Source organism: Sphingomonas flavescens (assembly GCF_030866745.1).
In the GTDB taxonomy this organism is placed as follows: domain Bacteria; phylum Pseudomonadota; class Alphaproteobacteria; order Sphingomonadales; family Sphingomonadaceae; genus Sphingomicrobium; species Sphingomicrobium flavescens.
In genome coordinates, this window is record NZ_CP133016.1 from 697,144 (window position 1) to 715,612 (window position 18,469).

The following is an 18,469-nucleotide window of genomic DNA, read 5'->3' on the forward strand; positions in this document are numbered from 1 at the left end:
GTGTTGGCGGTTAGAAATGCCTAGGCTAAGCTCGATCAAGGGTGAGTTAACGCATGAATTTGAAACACTTGATTGCAGCGTTTTTGCTCGTCGGCGCGGCCGCGCCCCTCTCGGCGCAGTCGGTAAAAGCGGGCATCGATGCGTGGCAGCGCGCCGATTATTCCAAAGCTGTGTCGATCTGGCGACCGCTCGCGGAGAGTGGCGATGCCGATGCGCAGTTCAATCTGGGCCAGGCTTATCGCCTCGGGCGTGGAACGACGATCAACCTCGGCGCTGCGAAGACGTGGTTCGAGCGCGCGGCGAATGCCGGGCATCTCGACGCACAGACGACGCTTGGATTGCTGCTGTTCCAGAATGGCGACCAGCAGCAGGGCCTCAAATGGCTGCGCCGCGCGGCCGACCAGGGGGAACCACGCGCGCTGCTAGTCTACGGGACTGCACTTTATAATGGCGACGCCGTCCCGCAGGATCGGCTGCTTGGCTACGCCTTCGTCAGCCGCGCCGCGCAGCAGGGCCTTGGACCCGCCAAGGAAACGCTCGACCAACTCGATGGCTTGATGGCCCCGGGCGACAGGCAGAAGGCGCTGGTGCTCGCGCGGTCGATCCCAAACGGCGCTGCGCGATCGGCGAGCAAACCGGTGAAGTCAGTACAGGCACCCCTGCCTAAGACACCGCCGAAGGCCGCTGCACCCAAGGCCCCGCCGCCGCGCGTGGCCAAGGCTGCACCTTCGCCCGCGACGGGCAATTGGCGCATCCAGCTCGGCGCTTTCACACAGCGCGGTTCCGCCGAGGCCATGTACCGGCGCGTCGCCGCAAAGCCGGCTTTGGCCGGGCGCGGCCCAGCTTATGTCGCTGCCGGGAATGTCATCCGCCTTCAGGTCGGGCCATTCGTCAGCCGGCAGGCCGCCGCCGCCGCCTGCGCAACGCTTGGCACCGCCTGCTTCCCAGTCCCGAAGGGCTAATCACTTCCGGAACCAGTCCCGCCGGCGAACGCCCTGGACCCACAACAAAGCATCGAGACCGTGATAGCGGAGCTCGGCATCGGCGACTTCAACGAGAGCAGGCTTGGCGCGGAAAGCGACGCCAAGCCCCGCTTCCTGGATCATCGACTTGTCGTTCGCGCCGTCCCCGATTGCCATCACGTCCCGCGGCTTCAACCCTAGTCTCTCCCGCGCTTCAATCAACGAATCGCGCTTGGCCATACCGTCAACGATTGGATCGCCAACCTCTCCCGACAGCTTGCCGCCAGCGAATACCAGCCGGTTCGCCTTGACGCGGTCAAACCCAACCATGCGCGCGACCGGCTCGGCGAAGGACAGGAAACCGCCCGAGACGAGCAAGCAGCTCGATCCACCGGCCCTCATCGTCTGGACCAAGGTGCGTGCCCCGTCGGTAAGATGCACCCGCTCCGTCAGGCAACGGTGAAGCTCGCGCTCGTCCAGGCCGGCTAGCAACCGCACGCGTTCCCGCAGGGCGCCGGGAAAATCCAACTCGCCCTGCATCGCCCGCTCCGTAATTCGCGCCACCTTGTCCTTCATCCCGGCATAGTCGGCGAGCTCATCGATGCATTCCTGGCCAATGATCGTGGAGTCCATGTCGGCGACGAACAGCCGTTTCCAGCGCGGCTCCTCCGGCTGAACGACGATATCCACCCCATCCAATCCGTCGAGAGCCCAGCGGGCATCGCGGCCGCTTCCGGAGAAGCGCAGGTCGGCGGCATCGCCTTCGTCGATCCAAGCGAGAAAGCTGGTCTTCGGATCCAGCTCGCGCAGCAGACCCAGCGTGCGGTCGAGCAGCCTGTCATCCAGCTTCCCCGATGCTATCAACGTCGCAATCGCCATGCCGTCGTCCAAGCCTCCTCTCGTCGTTATCGCCGGACCCACTGCGAGCGGGAAGTCCGGCCTGGCGCTGGCGCTAGCTCAGCAAATCGGAGGCGTCATCGTCAACGCCGACAGCGCGCAAATCTATCGTGATCTGCGGGTATTGAGCGCGGCCCCGACCGACGAGGAGCTGAGCCGCGCGGAGCACCGGCTTTACGGCGTGCGCGACGGCGCCCTGCCCTGCTCCGCCGCTGACTGGTCTGACTTGGCGAAAGGCGAAATCGCGAAAATTCACGGCGAGGGTCGGGTACCGGTCCTTGTCGGCGGGACGGGCCTCTATCTACGTACGCTTCTAGACGGCATCGCGCCCGTACCGGCGATTGATCCAGCCATTCGCCAACGCGTGCGCGCAACCCCGGTTGATGAGAATGCGGCGAAGCTGCGGACTCTCGACCCTATGGCGGCCGAGCGCATCCGACCGACCGACGGCGCGAGGATCAATCGGGCGCTGGAAGTCATGCTCTCGACCGGCAGGACGTTGGCCGAATGGCAGCAGGAAAAGCACGGAGGAATCGCCGAAGACGTCACGCTTCGGCCGATGATCCTGCTCCCGCCGCGCAAATGGCTTTACGCGCGCTGCGATGAGCGGTTTGGACATATGATCGATCAGGGCGCGGTAGCCGAAGTCGAAGCGCTGCTCGCACGGCATCTCAACCCGAACCTGCCCGTGATGAGAGCGATCGGCGTGAGCGAAATCGCCGACTATCTGCTGGGACGTCAAACGCTGGATGCGGCAATCGCCGCCGCAAGCCAGGCCACGCGCCGCTACGCCAAGCGGCAGTACACCTGGTTCGCGCACCAGCCGCCAGCGGACTGGCCGAGAATCCGGGAGGCGCTGGACGTCGACAATTTGCCCGAAGCCCTGTCCCTGGTGAGCCCGGGGGGCTAGGCGAAGCCCATGGACTGGATACGCGACGCCGACATCGACCCAGCGGCCCTTAGCGGCAAGCGAGTAGCGATCATTGGCTACGGCAATCAGGGCCGGGCACAGGCGCTGAACCTGCGGGACAGCGGCGCTGAGGTCGCGATCGGCCTCCGGGAAGGCTCTGCCAGTCAGGCCGAAGCTGAAAGGGAGCAGCTGACGGTGCTTTCCTTGGCCGCCGCGGCGGCTTGGGCCGACGTCACCATGATGCTGGCGCCGGACGAGCATCATGCGGCGATTTACGGAGAGATTGCTCAATCGCTTCGAGAAGGCTCCGCGCTCGGCTTCAGCCACGGACTGTCGGTGCGGTTCGGGCTGATCTCGCCGCGCTACGACCTGGACGTCTTCCTCATCGCGCCAAAAGGGCCAGGAACCGCGCTGCGGTCGCTTTACTTAGACGGCAAAGGCATGATTGCCGCCTGGGCCGTGGCGCAAGACGCAAGCGGACGGGCGCGCGACATCGCTCTGGCTTACGGCGGGGCTATTGGCAGCGGCCGTGCCGGCCTTATCGCCACCAGCTTTGCCGAAGAAGCGGAAGCGGACCTGTTCAATGAACAGGCGGTGGTATGGGGCGCCGTGCCCGAACTTCTGATCGCGGGCTATGAGACTTTGGTCGACGGTGGCTGTTCGCCCGAACTCGCCTATCTTGAATGCGTCGGCGAATTGAAGCTGCTCGCCGACCTGATCGAGGCGCGCGGCATTGCCGGCATGCGGGAAGCCATTTCGAACACGGCAGAATTGGGCGCGCTGCTGGGTGGCCGCCGGATTGTCGACAACGGCGTCCGCCAGCGCATGGCCGATATCCTCGCCGAGGTCCGTGCCGGCAAGTTCGCCGCAGCACTCACCGCCGAAGCGGGCGCTGGCTATCCCGCGTTGAACGCCGAACGGCGGGAAAACCTGTCGAGCGAGATCGAAAACACCCGCCGCCGGTTGAAGCCGGCCAGCTGATTATCCGATTGCTTCCGGCACGGTGGACGCCACGCGCTCTCCAACGCTTGCCCGCTCGAGATAGACCAGTCGCATTCGGCGATGGGCTTCCGCGGCGTTCGGATCGGTCGCCGACGAGGCCCGCTCCTGCTCTTCAGCCGCTCGCTGTGCGAAATAGATGCGGTCTTCGGTCGCCATGACCCCGCTCCTTTAGTGCTTGCCCAATGCGGGCTTAGCACAGGAGCAGGGCAAATCCTACCTCAGGCAGGGACCTTGCCGGCCTGCCGGGCGCGATCGATCGCCTCAACCAGAATGCGCGCTGCATCCGCTGCATCACCCCACTTCCCGATGCGCACCCATTTGTCCTGCTCCAGGTCCTTGTAGTGGGTGAAGAAGTGCTCGATTTGCTGCAGTACGATCGAGGGCAGATCCTGCCGCTCCCCAACGTCCGCGTAATAAGGGAACGTCGTGTCGACCGGCACGCAGATGAGCTTCTCATCGCCGCCGTGCTCGTCCTCGAGGTTGAGGACGCCGATCGGCCGGGCGCGGACGACGCAGCCAGGGACGAATGGCGAGCGCGCGATGACCAGCGCGTCGAGCGGATCGCCGTCCGGCGACAGCGTATGCGGCACGAAGCCGTAATTCGCCGGATAGCGCATTGGCGTGTGCAGGATGCGGTCGACGAACAAGGCGCCGGACTTCTTGTCGAATTCGTACTTCACCGGTTCCCCGCCGACGGGGACTTCGATGACGACGTTGATGTTTTCAGGCGGGTTATCGCCAGTCGGAATGAGATCGATGTTCATGAGTGCAATCTTAAGGGAAGGGCCAGCCCCTAGCGGCGGCAAGCCCCACGAACAATGCCGAAACGCTGGCGATGACCGATCCCAAAGCATAGCCCGCCGCCAAGCCATAGGCATGGCGCTCGATCAGCAGCGCAGCGTCCAGCGAGAAGGCGGAGAAGGTGGTAAAGCCGCCCAAGAGACCCGTGGTCAGGAACAGGCGCAGGTGCTGGTCGGTGCCCGGGCGGATCGCGAAATATCCGGCGAGCAAACCCATCGCGAATGAGCCAAGGATGTTGACGATCAGCGTGCCGGCAGGAAAGCCGAGGCCGAACAGGCGAGCAGCCCCGACATTTACGCCATGGCGGAGGGCGCCGCCGATGCCCGCGCCTAGAAACACAACCAGAAAGAGCATAAGTCCGACCGCTCGATAAGTTCACCACCATAGTGATGCCACTGCGGCGGACGCTTGGCTATTCGTCCTCGTCAGGCCCCTTATCCTGATCGCCCATCCTCCCAAGGTCGCTCTGGCCGCCATGACCCATGAAGGTATTCTGCGGATCGGCGTTGTCCGGATCATTGTGCGGACTGGGGTAAGCGCCGCCGCCAAATGGCCCCGGATTGGTCGCCATATCCGGGCGATCCGCGCTGGGCGTGTCTTTCTCTTCCGCCAGCTCCTCGCCAAGCCCGTCGGATCCCGACGCCTGCATCGGCTTTTTGTCGTCACTCATGTCGCGCTCCTTCGGCCAGTCAAAAGGCGTGAGGACCAAATGTTCCGCAGAGTAACATCCGTTGAGCCTTCCCGCTGCCCCAGCGAGTTATGCGCATATGGCCGACCGCGAGCAGATGATCCGCAAGGAAAAGCAAGGATCTCCATTGTCCAATCGGGAGATCGAAGAAGCCGACGAGCGATCGAGCACCTCCGCGAAGGTGGTTCATGAAGCAATTAGGCTGGAAGGCACCGAGGAGCTTGAGCGACATTCCTCATCAGTCGCCTGGTCGGGCCTTGCCGCCGGTTTGACCATCGGCACTTCGATGCTCGGACAGGGCGTGCTAATGGCCGCCTTACCGGACACGCCATGGCGACCCCTCGTCGCGGCCTTTGGGTACGCGCTCGGCTTCATCTTCGTCACGATGGGCCGACAACAGCTGTTTACCGAGACGACGCTGACGGCCATGCTCCCAGCGCTCCATGGCTCGCATTCCCTCTCGGCGGTCGGCCGCTATTGGGCCGTGGTGTTCGCAGCGAATATCCTGGGGACGACCTTGTTTGCCGCCGCGATGACGATGCCGCACCTCCTGAAACCGGAATATCTGCAGTCGATGACGGACCTCGGCGTGAAGGCAGTCGAGCCGGGCTTTGTGGCCGTGTTGGCCAAGGCGATCGTCGCCGGATGGCTTATCGCGCTCATGGTCTGGCTGATGCCGGCGGCGGGAGCAGCACGCATTCTGGTCATCGTCGCGGTAACCTGGCTGATCTCGGCCGGTGAATTCAGTCACGTGATCGCAGGCTCCGCCGAGACCGCGCTTGCCGCAATGCGGGGGGCGATCGGGAGGTCCGACTATGCGATGCGCTTCCTAATTCCCGCGTTCCTTGGAAACTCGATCGGCGGTGTGGTGTTCGTCGCACTGCTGAACCATGCTCAGGTGCGCAAGGAAGTCTGACGGCTGACTATTTCCGGCCGAACAGTTTCTCGATTTCGCCGTGGCCCAGCTTTACCCACGTGGGGCGGCCGTGATTGCACTGGCCGGAGCGCGGCGTGACTTCCATTTCGCGAAGCAAGGCATTCATCTCGGGGACCGAGAGGATGCGGCCGGCGCGAACGGAGCCATGGCATGCGATCGTCGCGGCGACGAGGTCCAGCTTGTCCCGCAGGCTGAGCGGGCCGCCCAGCTCCGCGATTTCCGCGGCAAGGTCGGCGAGAAGTCCCGCAGCATCCGTCTTGCCGAGCGCCGCTGGGACGGCGCGGACGAGCATGGTCGAAGGACCGAACCGCTCAAGATCGAGCCCCATGCCGCCGAGCTCCCCGGCGGCAGCTTCGAGACGGTCGCAATCGGGTTCGTCGAGCTCGACGACCTCGGGCAGCAGCAGCGCCTGCCGCGCGACCGCGCCACCTTCCCGCGCCGCGCGCATCCGTTCGAGAACGAGCCGTTCGTGAGCCGCATGCTGGTCGACGATGATCAGACCGTCTTCGGCTTCGGCGACGATGTAGGTCGCGGCCACCTGTCCCCGCGCAACGCCAAGCGGAAAGTCGCGGACCGGTTCGACCGCCGATTCGGCGCGGGCCTGCGGAACGAAGGTCAACGGTTCGAAGCTCCGCTGTTCCTCGCGAACGCATGGAACGCCGAGGCTGAGGCCTGGCTCCGGCGTGTAGCTGTTGCTGCTCGTCCACATAACCGGCGCGGCGGCCTGCTCTCGCGCAGCGCTGCGCTGACTTTCCTCGTCGAGCGCACGGCGGAGGCCGCCGACGATGAGACCACGAATGGCGGCGGGATCGCGGAAACGCACCTCGGTTTTCGCCGGGTGCACGTTGACGTCCACTTCGTCGAGCGGAACGTCGAGGAACAGGGCGGCGATCGGGTGCCGGTCACGGGCGATCAGGTCGCGATATGCCGCGCGCAAAGCGCCGACAAGCAGGCGATCCTTCACCGGCCGCGAATTGACGAACAGATATTGCTGGTCGGCGACGCCGCGATTGAAGGTCGGCAGGCTGATCACGCCGCTAAGGGACACGCCGTCACGGACGCACTCGATCCCAACGCCATGGCGGTCGAGCTCATGGCTTAGCAGCTCAGCTACGCGGGTCGGCGCATCGGCCGCCTGCAGCGTCAGGATGCGGCGGCCATCATGCTCCAACGTGAACCCGACATCGCTGCGAGCCATCGCGAGGCGGCGGATTGCGTCGAGGCAGGCGGCATATTCGGCCCGCGGGCTGCGGAGGAACTTGCGGCGGGCGGGCACCTTGTCGAACAGGCCTTCGACGCGGATGCGCGTCCCAGGCGGAAGTGCCGCCGGCCCTTCCCCGCCTGGTTCGCCATGATCGATGACGATGCGCCAACCGTCCCTCCCGCGCGGCCGGCTTTCCAGGGTCAATCGCGAGACGCTGGCGATGGACGGCAGCGCCTCGCCCCGGAAGCCGAAGCTTTCGATGCGGTCGATCGCATCGGTCGACAGCTTGGACGTTGCGTGACGCTCAAGCGCCAGCCGCATTTCGTCCGGCGTCATGCCCGATCCGTCGTCGGTCACTTCGATGAGTTCGAGGCCACCCGCCTGCAGGCGGACCGAAACCTGCCGCGCCCCGGCGTCGAGCGAGTTTTCCACAAGTTCTTTAAGCGCGCTGGCGGGGCGTTCCACCACCTCGCCGGCGGCGATGCGGTTGACGAGTTCCGGGGGCAGCCTTCTTATTGACATGTTAACCATTCCTAGCCCATTCGGAACGCGCCGGCGAAGTCCTGATTTTTCGCGGAAATTCAGGGCGCATTCAACGGGTTGGGGTGAATCATAACTTAAGTGGCGCGACGAAGATCGCGCCGCGAACGGGCGACAGCGAGAGGCGGGGTTTTAATGTTCTGGAATCGTTGGTTCAAATGGATGTCGCACGACATGGCGATCGACCTGGGAACCGCCAACACCCTTGTCTACGTTCGCGGCCGCGGCATCGTCTTAAATGAACCGTCGGTTGTGGCCATCGAGACCATCAACGGCGTCAAGAAGGTCAAGGCTGTCGGCGACGACGCCAAGCTGATGATGGGCAAGACGCCCGACCAGATCGAAGCCATCCGCCCCTTACGTGACGGCGTCATCGCCGACATCGATGTTGCCGAGCAGATGATCAAGCACTTCATTCACAAGGTGCACGGCGGCAAGATGCGCGCCTGGCGCTTCCCGGAAATCGTGATTTGCGTGCCTTCGGGTTCGACATCCGTCGAGCGCCGCGCGATCCGCGACGCCGCCTCGAACGCCGGCGCCAGCGCCGTCTACTTGATCGAAGAGCCGATGGCGGCCGCGATCGGCGCCGACATGCCGGTGACGCAACCGATCGGATCGATGGTCGTCGACATCGGCGGCGGCACGACCGAAGTCGCGGTGCTCTCGCTCCGCGGCCTTGCCTACACCACGTCGGTCCGCGTTGGCGGCGACAAGATGGACGAAGCGATCTCGTCCTACGTCCGACGCAACCACAACCTCCTGATCGGCGAAGCCACGGCAGAGCGGATCAAGAAGGAAGTCGGCATCGCCAAGCCGCCGGTCGACGGGATCGGCACGACGGTCCACATCAAGGGCCGCGACCTGGTCAACGGTGTGCCCAAGGAAATTTCGATCAACCAGGGCCAGATTGCCGAAGCGCTGTCGGAACCGGTCGGCACGATCGTCGAAGGCGTCCGCATCGCGCTGGAGAACACCGCGCCGGAACTCGCCGCCGACATCTGCGATCAGGGCATCGTCCTGACCGGTGGCGGCGCGCTGCTGCAGGGCCTCGACGAGGTGCTGCGCGACGAGACCGGCCTCCCCGTCACCGTCGCCGACGATCCGCTCACCTGCGTCGCGCTCGGCACCGGCCGCGCGTTGGAGGAAGAGCAGTTCCGCGGCGTCCTCCAGACCGCCTGACGAAAGTCTAGGCGGTGGCGACCGCGCGTCCCGGCTGGTCGCGTCGCGCCCAATACGGGCTGTTCATCAGCTTTCTCGCGGTGATGGCCGGCATCATCGTCGGCTTGATTCTGCTCGTCCTGTCGCTCGTTGCACCCCAGCAATTCGACCGCGTGCGAGGCGTCGCCCTGGATGTGACCGGGCCGATCTCCGGCGCCTTGCATGAGGTCACCGCCACGGCGGGAGGAATCTTCACGGGCGCTGGAAATTACTGGGACGCCGCGAGCCAGAACGCGAAACTGAAGCGCGAGCGCACGGCCATGCTTCAGCGAATGGTCGAAGCCAAGGCGATCTTCCAGGAGAACCAGCAGCTCAAGGCGACGCTGCAACTGCGGGAGCGGGAGCGGACGACCCTCGCGACCGGACGCATCGTTGGCTCGTCGTTCAACAGTCCGCGCCGTTTCGCGATCCTGTCGGCAGGAACCAGCGACGGGGTCCGGATCGGCATGCCGGTTCGATCGCCGAGCGGGCTGGTCGGGCGGATCATTGATGCCGGCACCCTCGCCTCGCGCGTACTGCTTATTTCGGATCGGTCGAACATCATCCCGGCAAGGATGCTCCGCGGCGGCATACCCGTCATCGCGCAGGGTCGCGGCGACGGGACAATCAGCGTTCGCCCGCTCGAGGTTGGCCGCAACCCCTTCAAGCGCGGTGACATCATCATCACCTCCGGCACCGGCGGACTGTACCCCCCGCTGGTTCCAATTGCGCGCGTGGTGAAGCTCGATGACGATGGCGCAATCGCGCTGCCACTTGCGGATCCATCGACGACGAGCTTCGCGATCGTTGAGCCGCCCTTCGAACCCGAAGCGGTCGCCGCTGAAAGCGCGGGCGCCGAGCCGGAGGCGCCTTGATGGTTCGCTCCGCCCTCGGACCTGCACCGGGTAAGCTTGGCCGGCAGCCATCGCCGTTTGCTGCCTACCTGCCTGCAGTCACCGTCGTCGCCGCATCGCTGCTAGCGGCCCTGCCAATCGTCTCCACTAATGGATGGTATCCGGATTTCGGCTACCTCCTCTTTATCAGCTGGCGCCTGCTACGCGCCGACCCCTGGCCGCCCTGGTGGGCGGCGCCGCTCGGCTTCGTCAACGACCTGTTCACCGGAAATCCGATAGGATTGTCGGTGGCATTGTGGAGCGCGACGATGCTGGCGCTCGACTTGATCGACCGCCGCACGATGTGGCGTGACTATTGGATCGAATGGGTGCTGGCAGCGGTGCTGATCGCAATTGACCAATGGCTGCAGTGGCGCGTCGCCAAGATCGTCGGCGGTGAGCCGGATTTCATCCAGATGGTCCCGCCCCTTATCATCTCCATCTGCATTTTTCCCGCAGTCGCATGGCTGGTCGCCCGAGCGGACCGTTGGAGGCTGGGCCGGTGAAGCACGTGCGGTTCACCAACGCGCATCAGTCGATCACCTTCTCCAGGCGAATGATGTTGCTGGGCGGAGCGCAAGTGGCTGTCGGCGGAATGCTGATCGGCCGCATGGGGTGGCTCGCCGTCGCCCAGAACGAAAAGTACCAGTTGCTCAGCGAGAGCAATCGCGTCCAGCTGATCCCGGTCCCGCCGCGGCGTGGCTGGATCATCGACCGCAACGGCAAGCCGATCGCCATCAACCGCTCAAGCTTCCGTGTGGACATCATCCCGCAGCAACTCGAAAAAGACCGGGATGTCGTGGGGGAACTCGCGAAACTCATCTCGCTAACCGAGGATGACGTCGGGCGCATCCGCCGTGAGCTTGAGGAATCGCGCGGCTTCCGGCCCGTGTCCGTCGCTGACAACATCTCTTATGAGAAATATGCGGCGGTGACTGTTCGCCTGCCCGATCTGCCGGGAGTGCAGGCGACGCGTGGCTATTCACGTTACTATCCCGACGGGCCCGCCGTGGCGCACCTGCTGGGCTATGTCGGAACGGCAAATGCCAAGGAATATGAAGCTGAGGACAAGAACCCACTACTCATCATCCCGGGCTTCAAGATCGGCAAGCAAGGCCTGGAAAAAGTTCTGGAGCCCTACCTCCGCGGGACGCCAGGCGGGCAGCGCGTCGAGGTCACGGCGCGGGGAAAGCTCGTCAAGGAACTTGATCCCAAGCCTGATCGGAGCGGTCAGACAGTTCAGCTGACCATCGACCAGGGGCTCCAGCAATATGCCGCACGCCGCATGGGCGATCAGTCGGGCGCTTTGGTGGCCATGGACGTTGCCAGCGGCGACATGCTGGCCTTCGTCTCCATGCCGGCGTTCGATCCGAACAGTTTCAGCGAAGGCATTGGGCAAACCGAGTGGAAGATGCTCTCGGCCAACGACCACATCCCCTTGCTGAACAAGGTCTCGCAGGGCCTTTACCCGTCCGGATCCACGATCAAGCCGGCGATGGCGCTCGCGTTTCTGCAGCAAGGGATCGATCCGAAACGCCGGGTTGTTTGCCCAGGCGGCTATCAGATCGGGAACCGCTACTTCCGCTGCGACGCGGTCCACGGATCAATGGACATGCATTCGGCGATCGAGCGAAGCTGCAACACCTATTTCTGGGCCACCGGCCTGATCACGGATCCGGAAAAGACCACCGAGATGGTCAATACGCTGGGCTATGGGCAGCAATTTGACCTCCCGCTTCCTAGCCAGCGGTTTGGCACCATGCCCAGCCCGAAGTGGCTGGAGAAGAAATATCACCGCAAGTGGCAGGGTTATGACTCGGCCAATACGTCGATTGGCCAGGGATACGTCCTGATCAATCCGCTGCAACTTGCCGTAATGCCGGCGCGCCTGGCTGCCGGGAAGCTGCTGCAGCCGCGTCTTCTGATGGGGCAGAAAACGAACCCGGCGCCGGACATCAACGCCGATCCGAAGCATCTGGAAATCATTCGCAGCGCCATGGCCGCCGTGGTCAATGGCAGCGGTACGGCGGTGGCTTCAAAGCTCCCTCTCGACGGGGTGTTGATGGCCGGCAAGACCGGAACGGCCCAGGTGTTCCGCCTTGGCGAGCGCGGGCATCAGGGTGCCTGGGCGCTGCGCGACCATGCGTTGTTCATTGCCTTCGCGCCCGCCGACAAGCCGCGCTACGCCATCGGCTGCATCATCGAGCACGGCGGCTTCGGGGCGTCGGCGGCGGCCCCGATCGTGCGCGACACGATGACCTACCTCTTCGACCAGCAGAAAGCCTGGGCAGCGCTCGAGCCGCTGGAAAAGCAGTGGGGCGGTACGCTGGCCGAGCGAAATGCGCGGCAGCTCGCGGCGTTCAAGGCGGTCTCGCAAGCCGCAAAGCCCGCATGATCACCTCTGCGATCATTCCAAAGCCGCTGGCGCGTTTGCCCTGGCGATTGATCGTGCTGGTCGCCGGCATCGCGACCTTCGGCCTCATCGTGCTCTATTCGGCGGCGGGCGGGTCCTTGCGCCCCTGGGCCCTCAAGCAGGCCATCGTCTTTTCAGGCTTCCTCGGCATCGCGGTCGCCATGTCGTGGATGAAGGAGTCGACAATCAAGGCCCTGACCTTCCCGGTTTACGGAGCGACGCTGATCATGCTGATCGGGGTCGAGGCCATGGGCTTCGTTGGCAAGGGCGCGCAGCGCTGGCTGGATATTGGCCCGATCCGCCTGCAGCCTTCCGAGTTCATGAAGCCGGCAATTGTGCTAGTCTTGGCCCGTTTCTACGAGCTCGTGCCCGCGGGCGAAATCCGTAAATGGCGCGCAATATGGCCTGCCGCCGCACTGCTCGGCGTGCCAGCCCTGCTGATTCTGGTGCAACCGGACCTCGGTACATGCATCATGGTCGTGCTGTGCGGCGTCACGGTGATGTTTCTCGCAGGCTTGCCATGGTGGCTGTTCGCAGCGCCGGTGGCGACGATCGCCGTCGCGGCGCCGATCGCTTACGGCATGATGCACGGCTATCAGCGTAAGCGGATCGACGTGTTTCTCGATCCCGAAAGCGACCCGCTTGGGGCCGGTTACCATATCGCGCAATCGAAGATCGCGATCGGCTCGGGCGGTATCTGGGGCAAGGGCTTCCTGCAGGGCAGCCAGAGCCACCTCGACTATCTCCCGGAAGGCCACACCGACTTCGTCTTCGCGACCATGGCGGAGGAATGGGGTCTGGTCGGCGGTATCATCCTCATCTGCGCGTTTGGCGCGGTGATTCGCTGGGGAATGCGAGTCAGCCAAAATGCCCGCACCCGCTTCGCCCAGCTTGCCGCCGCCGGCCTCTCGGCAACAATCTTCTTCTACGTCTCGATCAACCTGATGATGGTCATGGGACTTGCACCGGTCGTCGGCGTTCCCCTGCCCCTGGTCAGCTTCGGGGGATCGGCCGTGATGACGGTGATGCTATGCCTCGGCCTGCTGATGGCGTTGGAACGTCAGCAGCGCACGGTCTCCCGCCTCGCATAAAAGGTTTCACGCGGGCGGTTGCGCCCTACATGCCCCCATGCTACCGGCGCGCCGCTCCTGAAGCGCAACCGCGTCGGAGCATCCGCCGTATCGGCAGTGGACGCATAGCTCAGTTGGTAGAGCAGCTGACTCTTAATCAGCGGGTCCTAGGTTCGAGCCCTAGTGCGTCCACCATTTTCCCCATATTCGGCGGCGCATGACCGAAGCTTATATTTGCGACGCCGTGCGGACCCCAATCGGACGTTACGCGGGGGCGCTGAGCAGCGTTCGCGCAGACGACCTTGCCGCCGTTCCAATTCGAGCGCTGATCGAGCGCAATCCGAATGTCGACTGGGAAGATCTGGACGACGTCATCCTTGGCTGCGCCAACCAGGCCGGTGAGGACAATCGCAACCTGGCACGAATGGCGGGGCTGCTCGCGGGATTGCCGGACAGTTCGGGCGGCGTCACGCTGAACCGCCTGTGTGGGTCGGGGCTGGACGCGGTAGCCATGGCTGCCCGGGTCGTTCGCGGGGGGGAATCCAATCTGCTGATCGCGGGCGGCAGCGAAAGCATGAGCCGGGCCCCCTTCGTCATGGCCAAGGCGACCAGCGCCTTCGACCGCAATGCAGAGATGTACGACACGACCATTGGCTGGCGCTTCGTCAATCCGAAGATGAAGTCCGCTTATGGCGACGATACGATGCCGAGCACGGGCGAGAACGTCGCGCAAGAATTCGGGATCAGCCGCGAGGATCAGGACGCGTTCGCGCTGCGCAGCCAGGAGAAAGCCTCGCGGGCGCAGGCGAACGGAAGACTTGCCGCGGAAATCGTTCCCGTCGCCATCCCCCAGCGCAAGGGCGATGCGATCATTGTGGACACGGATGAACATCCACGCGCTACTTCGCTGGAAGCGCTAGCCAAGTTGAAGCCCATAGTTCGGTCCGACGGCACCGTGACCGCAGGCAATGCGTCCGGTGTCAATGATGGCGCCGCCGCGTTGATCATCGCCTCGGAGGAAGGCGCAAGGCGTCATGGTTTGACGCCGCGTGCCCGTATTCTCGGCGCGGCCGTCGCTGGCGTGCCACCGCGGATCATGGGGATCGGTCCAGCCCCGGCGAGCGAGAAGCTGATGAAGCGGCTAGGCCTCGGCATTGCGGACTTCGACGTGATCGAACTGAATGAAGCTTTCGCGGCGCAGGGGCTGGCAGTCCTACGCCAGCTTGGCGTCGCCGATGACGATGCCCGCGTGAACCCGAACGGGGGCGCGATCGCGCTCGGTCACCCTCTCGGAATGTCGGGCGCGCGCTTGGCGCTCACGGCGACGGAAGAATTGCAACGGACCGGCGCTAAGCGCGCATTGGCAACGATGTGTATCGGTGTGGGCCAGGGCATCGCGCTGGCCATCGAGCGTGTCTGACGAACCTTCGTCAGCCCTCTTTGTCGGTACGAAAGATCGCGGATGGCTGCGCGCGTAGGCTTGGGCGACACTCAGCCATTAGGTGGTCGCGGCGCTGCCGGTGAATCTTCGCCAACTCCAGATGGGATAACCTGCATTAGGGAGCGGCTTGTGCTGCCCGGGTCTATGGGGCTCCCCGCTCACGATCTTCAGCGCTACGGAATTCGGATGTTTGCCCCAGTCGTTCTTATCGCCACTGAAAGCGCGCCCATCGTCATCACCGGGCAGGGCCTTCGTCCGGGCGAGACCAATGGTGCGTCGATCGTCACCATTGACAAGGATCGCATCGCGCAGTCGGCAAGCGGCCGGCTCGAGGACGTTCTGCGCGACGTCGCGGGATTGCAGAGTTTCCGCCGCTCGGACTCGCGGTCGAGCCATGCGACAAACCAGTCGATCACGCTTCGGGGGCTTGGGGGAAATGCCTCGTCCCGCGCGCTCCTGCTGGTCGACGGGGTGCCTCAGGCCGATCCGTTCGGTGGGTGGATATCTTTCCCGGCCTATTCGACAGACCGCATCGGCCTGATCCGCGTGACGCGTGGTGGCGGTAGCGGCTATTATGGCCCGGGCGCGCTTGCGGGGACGGTCGAGATCGAGAGCGCGGTCCCAACCGAAGGGCTCTCCACCCTAGGCGGCGTTGCGTATGGAAGCCGAGACAGCGTCGACTTACGGGCGAGTGTCGGCGCGGCGTCAGACTCTCGCTTCTGGACCATTTCGGGTGCGTACGCCCGCGGCGACGGGTTCGTCCCGATCACCAGCGCGACCCGCGGGCCCGCCGATCGCGCTGCACCCTATCGGCAAGTTTCCGCCACTGCCCGCTTCGTTCAGACGCTTGGCCCAACGGAGTTGCAGGCAAACGTCAGCGCTTTCTTTGACCGTCGGGATCGAGGCGTCGCCTTCACGACCAACCGCGGTCGGGGCGTGGACACTTCGCTGCGCCTGGTTGGCAAGCGCTGGTCATTGCTCGGCTACGCGCAGAACCGCAGCTTCGCATCACAGTTCAGCAGCGTGAACGCCGGCCGGACCGCGAGCACTGAAACGCTCGACCAATATAGCGTGCCGTCGCGTGGCTATGGTTTCCGGGCCGAAGCGGCCCCGATCACCGGCCGGTTCGACGTGCGAGTGGGAATCGATGGGCGCTTTGTCCGCGGCCAGACGAACGAACGCTATCAGTTCGTTGCCGGGTCGCCGACGCGGTTGCGGCAAGCGGGCGGAAGCTCCGCAACGGTCGGCGCGTTCGCGGTGACCACGCTCAACCTCGGCCCGACGCGGCTTACGGGCAGCGTTCGTGAAGACCGGTGGTCTATTAGCGAGGGTCATCTTCTCCAACGGACGCTCGCTGGCAGCATCCTCGATGATGTTCATTTCAAGGATCGCCGCGGCTGGCAGACAAGCGGTCGCCTCGCGGCAGAATATCAGATGACGCGGCGCACCAAGTTGCGGGCGGCCGCCTATCGCGGCTGGCGCTTGCCGACGCTGAACGAGCTTTATCGACCGTTTCGTGCAGGGCCCGATGCCACGGGACCGAACGCAGCCCTGAGGCCGGAAACGATGACGGGCGCGGAGGCCGGGATCGACGTGAGCTTGGCGAAGTCATGGACCGGGTCACTAACGGCTTTCACCGCGCGGCTTCACGATGCCATCGCCAATGTCACGCTCGGGTCGGGCCCGGGCGCCTTCCCGATCGTGGGTTTCGTCGCTGCTGGCGGATCGTACCGTCAGCGCCAGAATATCGATCAAATCCGCTCCTCCGGGGTCGAAGCGGACGTGGCCGGCCGCGCCGGCCCATTCGACCTCAACTTCTCCTACTCGTTCGTCGACGCCCGCGTTCATGCCAGCGGCGCGGCGTTCGCCCTTCAGGGCAAGCGCCCTGCCCAAACGCCCCGGCACCAGGTTTCAGCAACCCTCGCCTGGAATTCGAAAACGGGACACTTGCTGTCCATGACCGCGCGAGCGCTTTCCGGCCAATTCGATGACGATCTCAACCAACGCCGGCTCAAAGGTGTGGTGACGTTCGATGCGTTTGGGTCGCTGCCCGTTACCAAGAGGCTCGCGGTAGAGGTTCGCGGAGAGAACATAACGAACTCGCTCGTGCAGACTGCGCTTGGTTCAGACGGCTCGGTGGAGCGTGCTTCGCCGCGGACCTTCTGGTTAGGTCTGCGCCTCAAATAGTCTTTCGTCGAAGCGCACCGCCCGCCTATCGAAAGTTAAGGTTGCTTCCGGGCACGTTCACAATCGGGCTTTAGGAGGGGTTGCATTCCCCCTTAACTATCGAAAATGCCGGCTTCGTGACATCAACGACTTTCAATAGCGCCCGCCTTGGCGCCGCTTTGGCGGCGCTTTTTTTGCTTGGCGCCTGCGGCAAGACCACCGAGGGCCAGGAACGCGGTGGCCGCGGCGGCCAGCGCGGTCCTGCGCAGGTCGGGTTCGTCGTTGTTCAGCAAAGCAGCGTCCCGCTGCAGGAATCGTTGCCCGGCCGGGTCGCGGCCTTCCAGGTTTCAGAGGTTCGTCCGCAGGTAACGGGCGTGATCCAGAAGCGCTATTTTCGCGAGGGGTCGATCGTTCGCCAGGGCCAGACCCTCTATCAAATCGATCCCAGCATCTATTCGGCGCAGGCCGCGCAGGCGTCCGCCAACCTTCAATCCGCCCGCGCCAGCGCAGTGGCCGCGCGCACCCGCGCCTCACGCTACAAGCCGCTCGCCGAGATGGAGGCGATTTCCAAGCAGGATTACACCGACGCTTTGGCGCAGGCGCGCCAGGCCGATGCCGCGGTCGCGCAGAACAACGCGACCTTGCGGGTCGCCCAGGTCAATATGCGCTTTACCCGCGTTCCCGCCCCGATCACGGGGCGGATCGGATTGTCCAACTTCACCGAGGGTGCGCTGGTCACTGCCAACCAGGCCGATGCGCTGGCGACCATCACCCGGCTCGATCCCATCTATGTAGACATCAAGCAATCGGCTGCCGAGCTTCTCAAGCTGCGGCAGGCGTTGGCCCAAGGCGGAGCGGTGCCTGCGTCGGCGCAGGTGCGGCTGAAGCTGCCGGACGGTTCCGATTACGGCTACACCGGCACGGTCGAATTTAGTGAGGTGATCGTCGATGAGCCGACGGGCACCGTCACGATCCGTGCGCGCTTTCCGAACGGCCAAGGCGTCCTGCTGCCCGGAATGTACGTGACCGCCCAATTCGCACAGGCCGTACAGACGGATGCGATCCTGGTCCCGCAGACTGCGATCAAACGCGATCCGCAGGGCAACGCGACACTGTTCGTCGTCGGACCAGGCAACAAGGCTGTTCAACGCACCGTGCAGACGAGCAGGACATCTGGGCCCAACTGGATCGTGACCGGCGGCCTGGCGCCGGGCGAAAAGGTGATCACGCAAGGCACGGGTACCCTGAAGGACGGCGCACAGATCAAGCCCGTACCGGCGACCGCTCCTCAGCGGGTCGCGGCGCGGCCTCAGGGCGCAAGGAACGGCGCGGGACCGAGCCGCTAGCC

General features: G+C 64.5%; 18 protein-coding genes and 1 tRNA gene. 13 read left to right on the forward strand and 6 right to left on the reverse strand.

All coding sequences use genetic code 11. The annotated features are described in order from the left end of the window. Window positions 1-53: 53 nt before the first annotated feature. A complete protein-coding gene (locus tag QU596_RS03590; RefSeq protein ID WP_308517216.1) occupies window positions 54-962 on the forward strand; it encodes an SPOR domain-containing protein in 909 nt (302 codons plus the stop codon). On the opposite strand, the gene serB is transcribed toward QU596_RS03590, so the two are convergent. Beyond that, on the reverse strand, window positions 963-1,853 hold the full coding sequence (gene serB / locus QU596_RS03595) for a phosphoserine phosphatase SerB (protein WP_308517218.1): 891 nt from the start codon (window positions 1,851-1,853) through the stop codon (window positions 963-965). It abuts the gene before it with no gap. Between serB and miaA the strand changes: the two genes are divergently transcribed. Then, complete coding sequence (gene miaA / locus QU596_RS03600; RefSeq protein WP_308517219.1) at window positions 1,840-2,769, forward strand: tRNA (adenosine(37)-N6)-dimethylallyltransferase MiaA; 930 nt, start codon at window positions 1,840-1,842, stop codon at window positions 2,767-2,769. The two genes, serB and miaA, sit on opposite strands and share 14 nt — an antisense overlap. Before the next feature lie 9 nt (window positions 2,770-2,778). Further along, entirely contained in the window at window positions 2,779-3,750 is a 972-nt protein-coding gene (ilvC, locus tag QU596_RS03605; protein ID WP_308517220.1) for a ketol-acid reductoisomerase, read from the forward strand. On the opposite strand, the gene QU596_RS03610 is transcribed toward ilvC, so the two are convergent. The 4 genes from QU596_RS03610 to QU596_RS03625 form a co-directional block, all read right to left on the reverse strand. Next, window positions 3,751-3,927 carry a hypothetical protein gene (locus QU596_RS03610; protein ID WP_308517221.1) on the reverse strand — a complete coding sequence of 59 codons (177 nt, stop codon included), beginning with the start codon at window positions 3,925-3,927 and terminating at the stop codon, window positions 3,751-3,753. Between the two features lie 62 nt (window positions 3,928-3,989). Beyond that, the gene (ppa, locus tag QU596_RS03615; RefSeq protein WP_308517223.1) at window positions 3,990-4,535 is read right to left on the reverse strand and encodes an inorganic diphosphatase; all 546 of its coding nucleotides are present in this window, start codon (window positions 4,533-4,535) and stop codon (window positions 3,990-3,992) included. A 10-nt stretch (window positions 4,536-4,545) separates the two neighbouring features. After that, entirely contained in the window at window positions 4,546-4,926 is a 381-nt protein-coding gene (gene crcB / locus QU596_RS03620) for a fluoride efflux transporter CrcB (protein WP_308517225.1), read from the reverse strand. Window positions 4,927-4,984: 58 nt separating this feature from the next. Beyond that, window positions 4,985-5,242, reverse strand: a complete 258-nt coding sequence (locus tag QU596_RS03625; RefSeq protein ID WP_308517226.1) for a hypothetical protein — start codon at window positions 5,240-5,242, stop codon at window positions 4,985-4,987. 97 nt (window positions 5,243-5,339) lie between these two features. Between QU596_RS03625 and QU596_RS03630 the strand changes: the two genes are divergently transcribed. Then, complete coding sequence (locus QU596_RS03630) at window positions 5,340-6,176, forward strand: formate/nitrite transporter family protein (protein WP_308517228.1); 837 nt, start codon at window positions 5,340-5,342, stop codon at window positions 6,174-6,176. Between the two features lie 7 nt (window positions 6,177-6,183). Here the strand turns inward: QU596_RS03630 and mutL are convergent, their stop codons facing one another. Beyond that, window positions 6,184-7,923 carry a DNA mismatch repair endonuclease MutL gene (gene mutL / locus QU596_RS03635; protein WP_308517230.1) on the reverse strand — a complete coding sequence of 580 codons (1,740 nt, stop codon included), beginning with the start codon at window positions 7,921-7,923 and terminating at the stop codon, window positions 6,184-6,186. Between the two features lie 153 nt (window positions 7,924-8,076). Here mutL and QU596_RS03640 point away from each other — a divergent pair, with 153 nt between their 5' ends. From QU596_RS03640 to QU596_RS03680, 9 genes are all read left to right on the forward strand, one after another. Next, entirely contained in the window at window positions 8,077-9,120 is a 1,044-nt protein-coding gene (locus QU596_RS03640) for a rod shape-determining protein (protein ID WP_308517232.1), read from the forward strand. A gap of 14 nt (window positions 9,121-9,134) precedes the next feature. Further along, window positions 9,135-10,013, forward strand: a complete 879-nt coding sequence (gene mreC, locus QU596_RS03645; RefSeq protein ID WP_308517233.1) for a rod shape-determining protein MreC — start codon at window positions 9,135-9,137, stop codon at window positions 10,011-10,013. Beyond that, window positions 10,013-10,537 (forward strand): rod shape-determining protein MreD, encoded by a 525-nt coding sequence (mreD, locus tag QU596_RS03650; protein ID WP_308517234.1) that lies wholly within the window; start codon window positions 10,013-10,015, stop codon window positions 10,535-10,537. The genes mreC and mreD overlap by 1 nt, the downstream gene beginning before the upstream one ends. Further along, on the forward strand, window positions 10,534-12,426 hold the full coding sequence (gene mrdA, locus QU596_RS03655; protein ID WP_308517235.1) for a penicillin-binding protein 2: 1,893 nt from the start codon (window positions 10,534-10,536) through the stop codon (window positions 12,424-12,426). The genes mreD and mrdA overlap by 4 nt, the downstream gene beginning before the upstream one ends. Further along, entirely contained in the window at window positions 12,423-13,535 is a 1,113-nt protein-coding gene (gene rodA / locus QU596_RS03660) for a rod shape-determining protein RodA (protein ID WP_308517237.1), read from the forward strand. Before mrdA ends, rodA begins: the two co-directional genes overlap by 4 nt. A gap of 98 nt (window positions 13,536-13,633) precedes the next feature. Further along, a tRNA-Lys gene (locus QU596_RS03665) sits at window positions 13,634-13,709 on the forward strand. Window positions 13,710-13,731: 22 nt separating this feature from the next. After that, entirely contained in the window at window positions 13,732-14,934 is a 1,203-nt protein-coding gene (gene pcaF / locus QU596_RS03670) for a 3-oxoadipyl-CoA thiolase (protein WP_308517240.1), read from the forward strand. Between the two features lie 207 nt (window positions 14,935-15,141). Then, window positions 15,142-17,142 (forward strand): TonB-dependent receptor, encoded by a 2,001-nt coding sequence (locus QU596_RS03675; RefSeq protein ID WP_308517242.1) that lies wholly within the window; start codon window positions 15,142-15,144, stop codon window positions 17,140-17,142. 116 nt (window positions 17,143-17,258) lie between these two features. Next, window positions 17,259-18,467, forward strand: coding sequence for an efflux RND transporter periplasmic adaptor subunit (locus QU596_RS03680; protein ID WP_420030939.1), 1,209 nt, complete (start codon window positions 17,259-17,261; stop codon window positions 18,465-18,467). Window positions 18,468-18,469: the final 2 nt, after the last annotated feature.

Coding starts and splice junctions, on each gene's coding strand:
- miaA (WP_308517219.1), top strand. CDS start 1,840: ATGCCGTCGTCCAAGCCTCCTCTCGTCGTTATCGCCGGACCCACTGCG.
- QU596_RS03610 (WP_308517221.1), bottom strand. CDS start 3,927: ATGGCGACCGAAGACCGCATCTATTTCGCACAGCGAGCGGCTGAAGAG.
- pcaF (WP_308517240.1), top strand. CDS start 13,732: ATGACCGAAGCTTATATTTGCGACGCCGTGCGGACCCCAATCGGACGT.
- ilvC (WP_308517220.1), top strand. CDS start 2,779: ATGGACTGGATACGCGACGCCGACATCGACCCAGCGGCCCTTAGCGGC.
- rodA (WP_308517237.1), top strand. CDS start 12,423: ATGATCACCTCTGCGATCATTCCAAAGCCGCTGGCGCGTTTGCCCTGG.
- mutL (WP_308517230.1), bottom strand. CDS start 7,923: ATGTCAATAAGAAGGCTGCCCCCGGAACTCGTCAACCGCATCGCCGCC.
- QU596_RS03630 (WP_308517228.1), top strand. CDS start 5,340: ATGGCCGACCGCGAGCAGATGATCCGCAAGGAAAAGCAAGGATCTCCA.
- QU596_RS03625 (WP_308517226.1), bottom strand. CDS start 5,242: ATGAGTGACGACAAAAAGCCGATGCAGGCGTCGGGATCCGACGGGCTT.
- QU596_RS03590 (WP_308517216.1), top strand. CDS start 54: ATGAATTTGAAACACTTGATTGCAGCGTTTTTGCTCGTCGGCGCGGCC.
- QU596_RS03675 (WP_308517242.1), top strand. CDS start 15,142: ATGTTTGCCCCAGTCGTTCTTATCGCCACTGAAAGCGCGCCCATCGTC.
- QU596_RS03640 (WP_308517232.1), top strand. CDS start 8,077: ATGTTCTGGAATCGTTGGTTCAAATGGATGTCGCACGACATGGCGATC.
- mreD (WP_308517234.1), top strand. CDS start 10,013: ATGGTTCGCTCCGCCCTCGGACCTGCACCGGGTAAGCTTGGCCGGCAG.
- ppa (WP_308517223.1), bottom strand. CDS start 4,535: ATGAACATCGATCTCATTCCGACTGGCGATAACCCGCCTGAAAACATC.
- crcB (WP_308517225.1), bottom strand. CDS start 4,926: ATGCTCTTTCTGGTTGTGTTTCTAGGCGCGGGCATCGGCGGCGCCCTC.